Genomic DNA, 13,613 nt, shown 5'->3' on the forward strand with positions numbered 1-13,613 from the left:
CGCGAACCCATGGCGGGCCCACGCGCCAAACACCACGAGGCATCGCCTATGGCGCCCGCCTCACGTCCGGGCAACGCGCCAAGCGAGCGGGCGCAGTCCACGGGCCGAGGCCTCGGGAAGACACCCGGTGCGATTTCGGCTCCAATGCGCGGATGCCGCAGGTCGAGGTCGTCGCCCTGGAGAAGACGTACCCGCCGCCGCCCTTCGCGTGGCTGCGCGGACGCCGTGCGAGGCCACGACCCGCGCTGCGCGGCCTGTCCTTCCATGTGGACGCGGGCGAAGTGGTGGCGCTCATCGGCCCCAACGGCGCGGGCAAGTCCACCCTGCTGCGCATCCTCTGCGGCCTCTTGCTCCCCGAGGGAGGACACGCGCGGGTGGCGGGACTCGACGTCGTCGAGGGACGTCCCGAGGTTCGCCGCCACGTGGGCGCCGCCCTGAGCGATGACCGCGGCTTGTCCCCTCGCCTCACCCCGCGCCAGAACCTGCGCTTCTTCGCCGCGCTCTATGACGTGCCCTCGCACGAGGTGGACCCACGCATCGAGGAGCTGGCGCGGATGCTGGAAGCCCAGCCCCTGATGGACCGGGAGGTGCGCACCCTGTCCTCCGGCGAGAAGGCCCGCGTGGTGCTCATGCGCGCGATGCTCCACCAGCCGCGAGTGCTGCTCCTCGATGAGGTGACTCGCTCGCTGGACCCGGGGGCCGCGCGGCGCGTGCGCACCCGCGTGCTCGGCGAGGCGGCTGCGCGAGGGACCGCCGTGCTCTTCGCCAGCCATGACCTGGAAGAAGTCCGCGCCGTCGCCGCGCGCGTGGTGCTGCTCGACCAGGGGCGCATCGCCGCCCAGGGGCGCTACGCGGACGTCCATCCCGCCGCTCAGGCGCTGTTCGCGCTCGCCGAGGCGCCAGCATGAGGCGGCTGCTCGCGTTCCTCCGGCGCGACCTCCAGGTCGCCACCGCCTATCGCCTCAACGCCTTGCTGCTCGCCACAGGTGGGCTGTTCACCCTCACGCTCTTCTATTTCCTCGCCCGCGCCGTGGGTCAGCCCGCGGCCCTCCAAGGCCGGTACGGGGGGGACTACTACTCCTTCACGCTCGTGGGGCTCGCCACCGCGACGTTGTTGCGCTCGCTCCAGCGAGGCTTTGGCGAAGCCGTGCGCGCCGCGCAGAACGATGGCTCGCTGGAACCCTTGCTCGCCGCGCCGCTTCCCACCGTCCAGGTCGTGACCCTGATGGCCGCGGGCCCCGTGGCGGCGAGTCTGGTGCGCGCCGGCATCCTCCTGTTCGCGGGGACGCTGCTGTTCGGTGCGCGTCTGTCGTTGAACCCCCTGGGGTTCGCGGTGACACTCATCCTCAGCGTCGTTTCCTTTGGAGCGCTGGGCCTCTTGTCCGCCGCGTTCGTGCTCGTCTTCAAGCGCGGCGACCCATTTGCCTATGCGCTGGACATGGCCAGTTATCTGTTCGCGGGTGTCCTCTATCCACCGGACGTCCTCCCTCCAACATTGCATGCGCTCGCACGCCTGCTCCCCGCCACCCACGCCTTGCATGGGCTCAGGGCCGCCGCGCTGAAGGGTGCGGGAATCCCTGAGCTGCTCTCCACCTGGGGCGTCCTGCTCGCCTTCAGTGCCGTGTTGTGGCCATTGGCCGCATTCGCACTCGCGGCGGCGCGCCGACATGTGGAGCGGACGGGGACGCTGCCCCACAGTTGAGGGAAGCGAACGTCCACTAGTCGCGTGGGCAGCACAGCGCGGGCGTTCACCAATCACACCCTCGCGAGGGGGGACCTACCCCCGTGGACGAGGCTCCCTATAATCAGGCTGCCTTTTCACCCCGTGGTGGGGATGCGCTTGCCTCACCACGAGCTGACGCGCGGTCCCACTCCGCGGCGGGGTCCCGAAGGGGCAACAGGGCTGGCGCTGTGCCTGGGACCTCGTTGGGGTGGGTGTGGAATGGCTATCCAGCCCTTCAGGTTCACCATTTTGGCCCCTGTCGGCGGCGACTTTTCGCACCCGCCGGGCGGCCCCGAGGGAGAGACATGAAGGACGCTGAGAAGGTTTCGTGGGTCTCCAGGATTGCCGCACTCCAGGACATCAAGACCTACGCGGAGCTCAACTGGGAGGGCTCGTTCGAGGACTACCTCGAAATCGTTCGCAAGAACCCCAAGGTCACCCGCACCGCCTTCCAGAGGATCTACGACATGATCCTCAGCCACGGGAAGTCGGAGTACATCGACAACAAGAAGAAGCTCATCCGCTATCACTTCTTCAGTGATGAGAAGTTCGGCGGGCGGGACGCCATCTTCGGGCTCGATGTGCCCTTGATGAAGCTCGTGAATGTCTTCAAGTCGGCGGCGCAGGGGTACGGCACCGAGAAGCGCGTCATCCTCCTTCATGGCCCCGTGGGCTCGTCCAAGTCCACCATCGCGCGCCTGCTCAAGAAAGGCATCGAGGAGTATTCCAAGACACCCGAGGGCGCCGCCTACACCTTCTCCTGGGTGACGGACAGGAAGCAGTCCGACGGCTCGGTCAGCAAGGAGAAGATGCGCTGCCCGATGAACGAGGAGCCGCTCAACCTGGTGCCCCGCGAGTGGCGCACCAAGGTGTTCGGCGAGCTGTCCCCCACCGAGGGCGGCTACACCATCCCCGATGGCTGCGAGCTGTGCCCCGCGTGCCGCTTCGTCTTCAAGGACTTGATGACGCAGTACGGGGGCGACTTCGGCAAGGTGATGAACCACGTGCGCGTCCACCGGCTCGTCTTCAGCGAGAAGGACCGCGTGGGCATCGGCACCTTCCAGCCCAAGGACGAGAAGAACCAGGACTCCACCGAGCTGACCGGCGACATCAACTACCGGAAGATCGCCGAGTACGGCTCGGACTCGGATCCGCGCGCCTTCAACTTCGACGGCGAGTTCAACATCGCCAACCGCGGCATCATCGAGTTCGTCGAGGTGCTCAAGCTGGACGTCGCGTTCCTCTACGACCTGCTCGGCGCGTCGCAGGAGCACAAAATCAAGCCGAAGAAGTTCCCTCAGACGGACATCGACGAGGTCATCATCGGGCACACCAACGAGCCCGAGTACAAGAAGCTCGAGAACAACGAGTTCATGGAGGCCTTGCGTGACCGCACGGTGAAGATTGACATCCCGTACATCACCAAGCTCACCGAGGAGGTGAAGATCTACGAGAAGGACTTCAACTCCCGCGCCATCAAGGGCAAGCACATCGCGCCGCACACCCTGGAGATGGCCGCCATGTGGGCCGTGCTCACGCGCCTGGAGGAGCCCAAGAAGCACAACCTGTCGCTCCTGCAGAAGCTCAAGCTCTACAACGGCAAGACGCTCCCCAACTTCACCGAGGACAACATCAAGGAGTTGCGCAAGGAGAGCGTCCGCGAGGGCCTGGAAGGCATCAGCGCCCGCTACATCCAGGATAAAATCTCCAACGCGCTGGTGAGCGACAAGGGCGAGGGCTGCATCAATCCCTTCATGGTCCTCAACGAGCTGGAGGCCGGCCTCAAGACGCACTCGCTCATCAACAGCGAGGACGCCCGCAAGCGCATGAAGGAGCTGCTCACCACGGTGAAGCAGGAGTACGAGGACATCGTCAAGAACGAGGTCCAGCGCGCCATCAGCGCCGACGAGGACGCCATCGGCAAGCTGTGCGGCAATTACATCGACAACATCAAGGCCTATACCCAGAAGGAGAAGGTCAAGAACAAGTACACCGGCCTCTACGAGGAGCCCGATGAGCGCCTCATGCGCTCCATCGAGGAGAAGATAGACATCCCCGAGAGCCGCAAGGACGACTTCCGCCGCGAAATCATGAACTACATCGGCGCGCTGGCGGTGGAGGGAAAGACTTTCAACTACCGGACCAACGAGCGCCTGCACAAGGCGCTGGAGCTGAAGCTGTTCGAGGACCAGAAGGACAGCATCAAGCTCAAGAACCTCGTCTCGTCCGTGGTGGACAAGGAGACCCAGGAGAAGATCGACCTGGTGAAGGACCGGATGATGAAGAACTACGGGTACTGCGAGATCTGCTCCACGGACGTGCTGAACTTCGTGGCCAGCATCTTCGCCCGCGGTGACGCGAAGGAGTAACACCGAAAGAAGGGGCGACCCGTCGTGACCTTGAAGATCCACCAGGACCACTCGCGCTTCAAACAGATCGTCCGCGGGAAGATCAAAGCCAACCTGCGCCGCTACGTGCAGAAGGGCGAGATGATCGGAAAGAAGGGCAAGGATGCCATCAGCATCCCCATCCCTTTCATCGACATTCCGCGCTTCAAGTATGGCCACAAGGAGCAAGGCGGCGTCGGGCAGGGCGAGGGCGAGGTGGGCCAGCAGTTGGGCCCCGGGGCTGTCGAGCCCGGGGACGGGCACCAGGCCGGCCAGGGCGAGGGAGACCACGCCCTGGAGGTGGACATCACCCTGGACGAGCTGGCGCAGATATTGGGCGAGGAGCTGCAATTGCCCAACATCGAGCGGCGCCAGAACGAGCGGCTCATCACCCAGCGCATCCGCTACACGGGGGTCAACACCACCGGCCCGGAGTCCCTGCGGCACTTCAAGCGCACCTTCAAGCAGGCCCTGAAGCGGCAGATCGCCACCGGGACGTATGACCCGAAGATGCCGGTCATCATCCCCACGCGCGAGGACCGCCGCTACCGCAGCTACAAGCTGCAGGACCTGCCGGAGACGAACGCGGTCATCATCTACATGATGGACGTGTCCGGCTCGATGGGTGACGAGCAGAAGGAGATCGTCCGCATCGAGAGCTTCTGGCTGGATACGTGGCTGCGCCACCAATACAAGGGATTGGAGTCGCGCTACATCATCCACGACGCCGTGGCGCGCGAGGTGGACCGGGACACGTTCTTCCACACGCGCGAGTCCGGCGGGACGATGATCTCCAGCGCCTACAAGCTCTGCCGGGACATCATCCTGGCGGACTACCCGAAGAGCGCGTGGAACATCTACCCGTTCCACTTCAGCGACGGGGACAACTGGAGCGCGGATGACACGCGCCAGTGCATCGACATGCTCCGCAACGACGTGCTGCCCAACGTCAACCAGTTCGCCTACGGACAGGTGGAGTCCCCCTACGGCAGCGGCCAGTTCATCAAGGACTTGCGCGAGGCGGTGGGAGACACGCCCAACGTCGCGCTGAGCGAGATCGCCGACAAGGACGCCATCTACGCCTCCATCAAGGACTTCCTCGGCAAGGGCCGCTGACGCGGACCCACCGGGGCATGCCGGAGCACCCGCCGATGCCCAAGAGCCTCACACCCCGCCTCGCCCAGCTCCGGGATGAAATCCATGGCCACGCCAAGGAGTTCGGCCTGGACTTCTTCGACACCGTCTTCGAGATGGTCAGCTACGACGAGATGAACATGGTGGCCGCCTACGGCGGCTTCCCCACGCGCTACCCGCACTGGCGCTGGGGCATGGAGTACGAGCAGCTCGCCAAGGGCTACGAGTACGGCCTGAGCAAGATCTATGAGCTCGTCATCAACAACGACCCTTGCTACGCGTACTTGATGGAGAGCAACCCGGAGGTGGACCAGAAGCTGGTGATGGCCCACGTCTACGGACACTGCGACTTCTTCAAGAACAACTTCTCCTTCCGGCACACCAACCGCCGGATGATTGACGAGATGGCCAACCACGCCACGCGGGTGCGCCGCTGGGTGGACAAGCTGGGCGTGGAGAAGGTGGAGGACTTCATCGACCGGGCGCTCAGCCTGGAGAACCTCATCGACCAGCACTCGCCCCACATCCGCCGCAACCCGGACCCCAAGCGGGTGGAGGACGAGCGCAAGGCGAACGAGGGCGTGGAGGGCTTCAAGGTGGGCCGCGAATACATGCGCGGCTACATCAACCCGTCCGAGTTCCTCGACTCGCAGCGGCGCAAGGTGGAGGACGAGAAGCAGCGCGCGAAGCGCTTCCCCGAGCGCCCCCAGCGCGACGTGCTGATGTTCCTCCTGGAGCACGCGCCGCTGGAGCCGTGGGAGGCGGACATCCTCGCCATCCTGCGCGACGAGGCCTATTACTTCGCGCCCCAGGGCCAGACGAAAATCATGAACGAGGGGTGGGCCAGCTACTGGCACTCCACCATCATGACCCGGCGGGCCCTGCGCGACGATGAAATCATCGACTACGCGGACCACCACTCGGGCACCATGGGCACGCGCCCCGGCGCCATCAATCCCTACAAGCTGGGCATCGAGCTGTGGCGGGACATCGAGGACCGGTGGAACAAGGGCAAGTTCGGCAAGGAGTGGGACGAGTGCGATGACCTGCGCGCGCGCCACGCGTGGGACAAGAAGCTGGGCGCCGGCCGCGAGAAGATTTTCGAGGTCCGCAAGCACTACAACGACATCACCTTCATCGACACGTTCCTCACGCCCGAGTTCGCGATGGAGCAGAAGCTCTTCGTGTATGGGTTCAACGACAAGCGCAACTCGTGGGAGATCCTCAACCGCGAGTTCCGCAAGGTGAAGGCGAAGCTGCTCCAGGGCCTCACCAACTTCGGTCAGCCCATCATCGAGGTGGTGGACGGCAACTTCGAGAACCGCGGCGAGATGCTCCTCGCGCACAAGCACGACGGGCAGGACCTCAAGGGCGACTACGCCCGCGAGACGCTGCGAAACCTCCAATCGCTCTGGCGCCGGCCCGTGAACATCATCACGCGCTACGACGCCAAGGGCGCCATGCTGCGCTTCGACGGGCAGAACCACTCGGAGAAGAAGGTGGAGCTGTAGGCCCACCCGAAGCAGCCAGCCAGGCGGGCCTGGAAGGTTTCCCAGTCAGGAGTTGGGCGAGGGCGCGGGTGTCCACTACACTCGCGCCCCTTGCTCATGAAGACCTCTGCCCTGCTCTGTCTGCTCGCCCTGCTGGTGGCCTCGTCCTCCGAAGCCGCCATCCGCTACGACATCAAGAACCGGCGCATCCAGCCGAGGCAGACCCTGGCGGGCGCGCTGCATGAAGCGGCGCTGCCGGACGCGCAGGTGGAGGCCGTCATCGCGGCGCTCGAGGGCGTGTTCGACTTCCGCAAGTCCCGCGTGGGCGACCAGTTCCGCCTGGTGATGCGCGATGGCGAGCTGGACTTCTTCGACTACCGCCAGAGCACCGTGGACGAGTGGCAGGTGCGCCGCGACGGCGAGAAGTACGTGGGCAGCAAGCGCTCCATCGAGGTGGAGAAGCAGGTGTCGCTCGTCGCGTTGGAGATCAACACGTCGCTGTACGAGGCGGCGTTGGAGGCGGGCGAGGACCCGGCCATCGGGCTGGTGCTGTCGGACGTGTTCGCGTGGGACATCGACTTCTACCGCGACGTGCGCAAGGGAGACACGGCGCGCGCCCTGGTGGAGAAGTTCGTCTCCAAGGGGCGCGTGCTGCGCTACGGCGAGGTGCTGGCGGCCACGTACGAGGGCGGGCTCGTGGGGAACAAGAAGGTGTTCCGCTACGTGACGCCGGACGGGCAGGCCAACTACTTCCAGGAGGACGGCGCGAGCGCGAAGAAGTCCTTCCTCAAGAGCCCCCTGAAGTACGCGCACGTCACCAGCGGCTACGGCTCACGCTTCCACCCGGTGCTCCAGTACGTGAAGAACCACAACGGGGTGGACTACGGCACGCCCATTGGCACGCCGGTGTGGGCCGTGGCGGACGGCACCGTGGTGCAGGCGGGCAACGCGGGCGCGGCGGGCAACATGGTCGTCCTGCGCCACAGCAACGGCTTCGAGACGCAGTACATGCACCTGTCGGGCTTCGCCCAGGGCGTGCGCGCGGGCCTGCGCGTCTCCCAGAAGCAGGTGATTGCCTATTCGGGCAACACCGGCCGCTCCACCGGCCCGCACCTGCACTTCGGGCTCAAGCGCGGGGGCCAGTACACCAACCCGCTCACCCAGAAGTTCCCCCGCGCGGATCCGCTGCCCAAGGCCCAGCTGCCGGACTTCCTCGCCAAGACGCACGAGCTGGCGCAGCAGCTCCAGGCCGTCTCCGTGGCCGCGGTGGCCGGGCAGGCCCCCGCCCCCGCCGCCAAGTAGCGCGCGGCTAGGTCCACTCAATCACGAAGTCGAACTCCGCCAGCCCCAGGGCCGTGCCCACCACCCGGCCCTCGCGCCCCAGCGCCGCCAGGGCCGCGGCCAGGATGCCCTCGTGCACCGGCAGGGGCAGCATGTCCCCGCGGAAGTGCAGGCGGATCCTCCGCTCGCCCAGCGGCTGGTAGTCCCGCTGCCCATAGCTCACCGAGGTGGAGTACGCCGCGGGCGCGTTGCAGTAGATGCGCTTGGGGTCCGTCCCCTGGATGAGCCGCAGGAGCGTCTGCCCCACCGCGGACTCGAAGAAGCCCTTCGCGATGGCATCCCCGCACGCGCGCAAAGCCTCGTCGCGCGAGGGGTAGTGCGCCCGGAGCGTCTCCGCCGTGCCGTACAAGAGCCGCAGGAAGTCCACGACCGGGTACGAGAAGAAGTCCACCGGGGGCCGGGAGAACAGGAGCCCCCGCAGGCGGTCCGCCGCCTCCAGCCCTTGCTTGCGCTCCACCAGCGCGAGCACCGCCGAGAAGCTCAGGCCCCGGACCGTATCCCCCGGCCGGGACATGGCGATCCGCTGCTCCAAGTCACTGTCAAGGCGCGCCATGATGGCGCGTTCTACTCCAATTCCAGCTTCAAACGACTCCTCACATTAACCGGAGAAGACGCACCTACTGGGCCAGCGGGTACGCACCGCGTCACGAAGTCCCGGGAGCCCCCTTGCCCCTGGGTTGTCCGAGTGAGCAGTCCCGGCGGGGCGCCCACGCTTTCCCATGCCAGGGGTGTGCGGGCACGGTAGCCTCGCGGGCCGCGCGGACCCAGGCGTCCGCGGCCCGTCCACCCTCCTGGCCCCCGAGACACTCGAACCATGGCCCCTCCCGCCTCCGTCCCCCCCGCGCAGTCCCCGTCCTCGCCGGTGGGCCCCCCCGAAGACAGCGGCCGCACCGGGCTGGACGCCGCGAGCGTGCGCCGAGGCTTCCTGGAGCATGTGCGCTACTCGCGCGGGAAGAATCCGGAGACAGCCACGCCGCATGACCGCTTCATGGCGCTGTCGTTGGCGGTGCGAGACCGGCTGACGGACCGGTGGGTGAAGACGGCGCGCGCGTACTACGAGCAGGACGTCAAGCGCGCCTATTACCTCTCCGCCGAGTACCTGTTGGGCCGCGCGCTGGGGAACAACCTGCTGAACCTGGGCATGTACGAGGCCGCGGCCGAGGCCATGCGCGAGGTGGGCACGGACCTGACGGATTTGTTGGAGATGGAGCCGGACGCGGGCCTGGGCAACGGCGGTCTGGGGCGACTGGCGGCGTGCTTCCTGGATTCGCTGGCGACGCTCGGCTACCCCGGCATGGGGTACGGCATCCGCTACGAGTTCGGCATCTTCACGCAAGACATCGTGGACGGCTACCAGGTGGAGCGCGCCGACGAGTGGCTGAAGTTCGGCAACCCGTGGGAAATCGTCCGGCCGGAGAAGGCCGTGCCGGTGCGCTTCTTCGGGCGCGTGGAGCACCAGCAGGGCCCGGATGGCCGGCCCGTGGCGCGGTGGGTGGGCGGCAAGACTGTCATTGGCGTCCCGTACGACACGCCCATCGCGGGCTACGGCAACAACACCGTCAACACGCTGCGGCTGTGGCAGGCCCGGGCCAGCGAGGAGTTCGACCTCCTCTTGTTCAACGCGGGCGACTACGAGCGCTCGGTGGTGGAGAAGAACGACTCGGAGGTCATCTCCAAGGTCCTCTACCCCAACGACGCGTTCCAGGCCGGCAAGGAGCTGCGCCTCAAGCAGCAGTACTTCTTCGTGGCGTGCTCCATCGCGGACATCGTCCGGCGCTACCTGAAGAACCACTCGGACTTCAGGGACTTCCCCAACAAGGTGGCCATCCAGCTCAATGACACGCACCCGGCCATTGGCGTGGCCGAGCTGATGCGCGTGCTGGTGGATGAGAAGCGCCTGACGTGGGACGAGGCGTGGGACATCACCCAGGCGGTGTTTGGCTACACCAACCACACGCTCCTGGCCGAGGCGATGGAGAAGTGGCCGGCGACGCTGTTCGAGCGGCTGCTGCCCCGGCACCTGGAGCTCATCTACGAAATCAACCAGCGCTTCCTCAGGCAGGTGCAGATCCGCTACCCGTACGACGTGGAGAAGCTGCGGCGGATGAGCCTGGTGGAGGAAGGGCCGGAGAAGAAGATTCGCATGGCCCACCTCGCGGTGGTGGGCAGCCACAGCATCAACGGCGTGGCCGCGCTGCACACGGACCTCCTGCGCCGGGACGTGCTGCCGGACTTCGCGTCCATGTTCCCCGAGCGCTTCAACAACAAGACGAACGGCGTGACGCCGCGCCGCTGGCTGGCGTGGTGCAACCCGCGTCTGTCCAAGCTCATCACCAGCCGCATCGGCGATGGGTGGACCTGCGACCTGGATCAGCTGCGCAAGCTGGAGCCGCACGCCGAGGACCCGGCGTTCCGCGAGGCCTTCCGCGCCGTCAAGCGCGCCAACAAGGAGGAGCTGGCCCGGCACGTGCGTGACCTGCGCTGGGTGCAGCTCAATCCAGACGCCATCTTCGATGTGCAGATCAAACGCCTGCACGAGTACAAGCGCCAGCTCCTGGACGCGGTGCACATCGTCGCGCTGTGGATGAAGGCGCGCCGCGACCCGTCCTCCATCGTCCATCCGCGCGCGTTCATCTTCGGGGCCAAGGCGGCCCCGGGATACCACCTGGCCAAGCTGACCATCCGCCTCATCAACGGCATCGCCGAGGTGGTCAACAGCGACGCGGGCACCACTGGGTTGCAGGTGATGTTCCTCCCCAACTACCGCGTGAGCCTCGCCGAGCGCATCATCCCGGCCGCGGACGTGTCCGAGCAGATCTCCACCGCGGGCATGGAGGCGTCCGGCACCGGCAACATGAAGCTGATGCTCAACGGCGCGCTGACGCTGGGCACGCTGGACGGCGCCAACGTGGAGATCCGCGACGCGGTGGGCGACAAGAACTTCTTCCTCTTCGGCCTCACGGCGGACGAGGTCATCGCGCGCAAGAAGGCGGGCTACCGGCCGCGCGACGAGTATCAGGCGAACCTGGAGCTGCGCGAGGCGCTGGACCTCATCTCCACCGGCTTCTTCTCGCCGGAGGACAAGAACCTGTTCCGCCCGCTGGTGGACAGCCTGCTCGAGGAGGACCGCTACCTGGTGCTGGCGGACTTCGGCGCGTACATGGCCAAGCAGGAGGAGGTCGTCCGCGCGTATCAGGACGCGGATGGGTGGACGCGCAAGTGCATCATCAACGTCGCGCGCGCGGGCATCTTCTCCTCCGACCGCACCATCCACCAGTACGCCCAGGACATCTGGCGCGTGCGCAAGACGCAGGTGGAGTAGTCCTGCACGAAGCGAGGCGGGGCGCCCGAGCATCGGGCGCCCCACCCGCGTGGAATCACGCCGCCTTGTTCAACCACGCCTCGTAGGCACGGAAGTCGTAGTCGCGCCCGAGGAAGCGGTGCACGAGGTGCGCGGCGTCATCCGAGCCCCCCGGCTCCAGCACCGCGCGGCGGTACGACTGCGCGGGCTCGGGGTTGAGCAGGCCCTTCTTCTCGAAGACGGTGAAGAGGTCCTTCGCGATGACGAGCGACCACATGTACGTGTAGTAGTTGGACGAGTACCCATCCAGGTGCCCGAAGGAGAGGTGGAAGTACGTGCCCTCCTGGTACGGGAACGGGATGAACTGCGACTGGAGCTCGCGCACGAGCGCGGTGGGGTCCAGGTGGGTGGGGTCGCGGCGGTACAGCTCCAGGCTGAGCTTCGCGTAGAACATCTGCTGCCGCACGAAGAGGCCCTTGCCGAACTCGTCCGCGCGGTTCATCCGCGCCACCAGCTCCGCGGGCAGCGGCTCGTTCGTCTGGAAGTGGCGGGCGAACGTCTGGAGGCACGTGGCATCCCGGCCCCACTCCTCCAGCATCTGCGACGGCGCCTCCACGAAGTCCCACTCGGTCCGCACGCCCGACACCCCGGCCCAGCGCGTGTGGCCGCCGAAGATGTGGTGCAGCAGGTGGCCGAACTCGTGGAAGAACGTCACCACGTCGCTGTGCTGCATGAGCGCGGGCTCGGCGCCGGGCTTCGGGAAGTTGCAGATGAGCGCGCCCTCCGGCAGCCGGTGCCCGGCCTTGCCGCTGGTGAGGACGAACTGGGCCGCGTGCTTGAACTTGTCCGCGCGCGGATGCATGTCCAGGAAGAAGCGCCCGCGCAGCGTGCTCCCCTCGTACACGTCATACGCCTCCACGTCCGGGTGCCACACGGCCGCGTCGGGGACGTGACGGTACGTCACGCCGAACAGGCGCGCGGTGAGGTCCAGCACGCCCTGCTTCACCCGCGTGTACTCGAAGTAGGGACGGACCGATTGCGAGTCGAAGGCGTACTGCTCGGCCTTCACGCGGTCATCGAGATAGCCCGAGTCCCACGGGTCCACGCGCGCGGCGCCGGGCTCGTCCTGACGCTTGCGGGCCAGCAGCTGCTGGTAGTCGCGGCCCATGCGCGCCTCGGAGGCCTGGGCGATCTTCTGGATGAAGTCCGAGGCGGCCTCCGCGCTGCGGACCATCTTGTCCTCGGTGGCGTAAGCCGCCCAGGACGCGTAGCCCAGGAGCGTGGCCAGCTCGTGGCGGCGCGACACCAGCTTGTTGAGCACGTCCACGTTGGCCGGATGGCCGCGCTGGCGGTTGGCGCGCCAGAGCTGCTCACGCGCCTTCCCGTCGCGCGCGTAGGTCATGAAGGGGATGAGGTCCGGGTAGTCCGTGGTGATGCGCACCTTCCCGTTGGCCCCGGGGGCGTGGGCCCGCACGTAGTCCTCGGGCAGGCCGCCCAGCGCCTCGGGCAGCAGCTCCACCGAGCGGGTGTCCTGGCTGATGTTGCGGCTGAAGTCCTGGCCAATGCGGACCAGCTCCTCCTGGAGCGCCTTCACGCGAGCGCGCGTCGGCTCGTCTCGGTCCACGCCCGCGCGGCGGAAGTCGCGCAGCACCTTCTCCATCCACTTGCGCGTGGCGGCGTCCTCGCGGGAGAGGTCCAGCGCGGCGAGGACGTCGTAGATGCCCCGGTCCATGCGGATGTCGTTGGCGAGCGTCTCGATGGCCTGCTCGGCGGCCTCGGCGGCCTCACGCAGCTCGGCCTTCGGGTGCGCATGACGGACGACGCTGGCGCGCGCGGAGGCGTCATCCAGGGCCGCGCCGGCCTCGTCGAGCGTCTCCAGGGCCTGACGCGTGTCGCGCGGGAGCGGCATGGACTTGAGGCGCTCGATGCCGGCGCGGGCGGCGGCCATGGCGTCCTCGCACGCGCGACGGAATTCATCCGGCGGGCACGTGACGTAGCGGCCTGCGACGGGGGTGAGGGACTCGGACACGGGGAGGCTCCTGGGCCTGGGGAAAGAGGACCGCGAAGGTAATGCGCCCGCGTCGCCAGGGCATCAGGGACGTGAGCCAGAACGCACGAGGTGCCGCCCAGCGAACGCCCCGCGTGCCCTCCTGGGGCCCAGGACTCCCGAGGCGACCAGGGCCGCCCCGGGGTGCGTTCCGGAGCGGCCCTGTTCTCGATGCGAGTGTCTCAGAGGG

Annotated in this window: 9 protein-coding genes; 7 read left to right on the forward strand and 2 right to left on the reverse strand. The window is 67.0% G+C overall.

All coding sequences use genetic code 11. The annotated features are described in order from the left end of the window. Positions 1 to 152: 152 nt before the first annotated feature. From KRR26_RS10475 to KRR26_RS10500, 6 genes are all read left to right on the forward strand, one after another. Positions 153 to 908: an ABC transporter ATP-binding protein gene (locus tag KRR26_RS10475; protein WP_120202861.1), complete on the forward strand. Its 756-nt coding sequence runs from the start codon at positions 153 to 155 to the stop codon at positions 906 to 908. Then, positions 905 to 1,702: an ABC transporter permease gene (locus tag KRR26_RS10480; protein WP_217079742.1), complete on the forward strand. Its 798-nt coding sequence runs from the start codon at positions 905 to 907 to the stop codon at positions 1,700 to 1,702. Before KRR26_RS10475 ends, KRR26_RS10480 begins: the two co-directional genes overlap by 4 nt. Positions 1,703 to 2,028: 326 nt before the next feature. Beyond that, on the forward strand, positions 2,029 to 4,092 hold the full coding sequence (locus KRR26_RS10485) for a PrkA family serine protein kinase (RefSeq protein WP_120202866.1): 2,064 nt from the start codon (positions 2,029 to 2,031) through the stop codon (positions 4,090 to 4,092). Positions 4,093 to 4,116: 24 nt separating this feature from the next. Then, a complete protein-coding gene (locus tag KRR26_RS10490) occupies positions 4,117 to 5,226 on the forward strand; it encodes a DUF444 family protein (protein WP_120202868.1) in 1,110 nt (369 codons plus the stop codon). 35 nt (positions 5,227 to 5,261) lie between these two features. After that, complete coding sequence (locus KRR26_RS10495; protein ID WP_120202870.1) at positions 5,262 to 6,755, forward strand: SpoVR family protein; 1,494 nt, start codon at positions 5,262 to 5,264, stop codon at positions 6,753 to 6,755. A gap of 96 nt (positions 6,756 to 6,851) precedes the next feature. Next, positions 6,852 to 8,036, forward strand: a complete 1,185-nt coding sequence (locus KRR26_RS10500) for a peptidoglycan DD-metalloendopeptidase family protein (protein WP_120202872.1) — start codon at positions 6,852 to 6,854, stop codon at positions 8,034 to 8,036. Between the two features lie 7 nt (positions 8,037 to 8,043). Here KRR26_RS10500 and KRR26_RS10505 read toward each other — a convergent pair whose 3' ends face one another. Next, a complete protein-coding gene (locus tag KRR26_RS10505) occupies positions 8,044 to 8,628 on the reverse strand; it encodes a TIGR02265 family protein (RefSeq protein WP_120202874.1) in 585 nt (194 codons plus the stop codon). 261 nt (positions 8,629 to 8,889) lie between these two features. Here KRR26_RS10505 and KRR26_RS10510 point away from each other — a divergent pair, with 261 nt between their 5' ends. Further along, positions 8,890 to 11,397 carry a glycogen/starch/alpha-glucan phosphorylase gene (locus KRR26_RS10510; RefSeq protein ID WP_217079743.1) on the forward strand — a complete coding sequence of 836 codons (2,508 nt, stop codon included), beginning with the start codon at positions 8,890 to 8,892 and terminating at the stop codon, positions 11,395 to 11,397. A 55-nt stretch (positions 11,398 to 11,452) separates the two neighbouring features. Here KRR26_RS10510 and KRR26_RS10515 read toward each other — a convergent pair whose 3' ends face one another. After that, entirely contained in the window at positions 11,453 to 13,405 is a 1,953-nt protein-coding gene (locus KRR26_RS10515; RefSeq protein WP_120202879.1) for a M3 family metallopeptidase, read from the reverse strand. Positions 13,406 to 13,613 lie beyond the last annotated feature (208 nt).

Source organism: Citreicoccus inhibens (genome assembly GCF_019039035.1).
Taxonomy (GTDB): Bacteria; Myxococcota; Myxococcia; order Myxococcales; family Myxococcaceae; genus Citreicoccus; species Citreicoccus inhibens.

What these genes read in the sequence shown, in the direction of transcription:
- KRR26_RS10475 (WP_120202861.1), top strand. Translation starts at nt 153, where the DNA reads ATGCCGCAGGTCGAGGTCGTCGCCCTGGAGAAGACGTACCCGCCGCCG.
- KRR26_RS10480 (WP_217079742.1), top strand. Translation starts at nt 905, where the DNA reads ATGAGGCGGCTGCTCGCGTTCCTCCGGCGCGACCTCCAGGTCGCCACC.
- KRR26_RS10485 (WP_120202866.1), top strand. Translation starts at nt 2,029, where the DNA reads ATGAAGGACGCTGAGAAGGTTTCGTGGGTCTCCAGGATTGCCGCACTC.
- KRR26_RS10495 (WP_120202870.1), top strand. Translation starts at nt 5,262, where the DNA reads ATGCCCAAGAGCCTCACACCCCGCCTCGCCCAGCTCCGGGATGAAATC.
- KRR26_RS10500 (WP_120202872.1), top strand. Translation starts at nt 6,852, where the DNA reads ATGAAGACCTCTGCCCTGCTCTGTCTGCTCGCCCTGCTGGTGGCCTCG.
- KRR26_RS10505 (WP_120202874.1), bottom strand. Translation starts at nt 8,628, where the DNA reads ATGGCGCGCCTTGACAGTGACTTGGAGCAGCGGATCGCCATGTCCCGG.
- KRR26_RS10510 (WP_217079743.1), top strand. Translation starts at nt 8,890, where the DNA reads ATGGCCCCTCCCGCCTCCGTCCCCCCCGCGCAGTCCCCGTCCTCGCCG.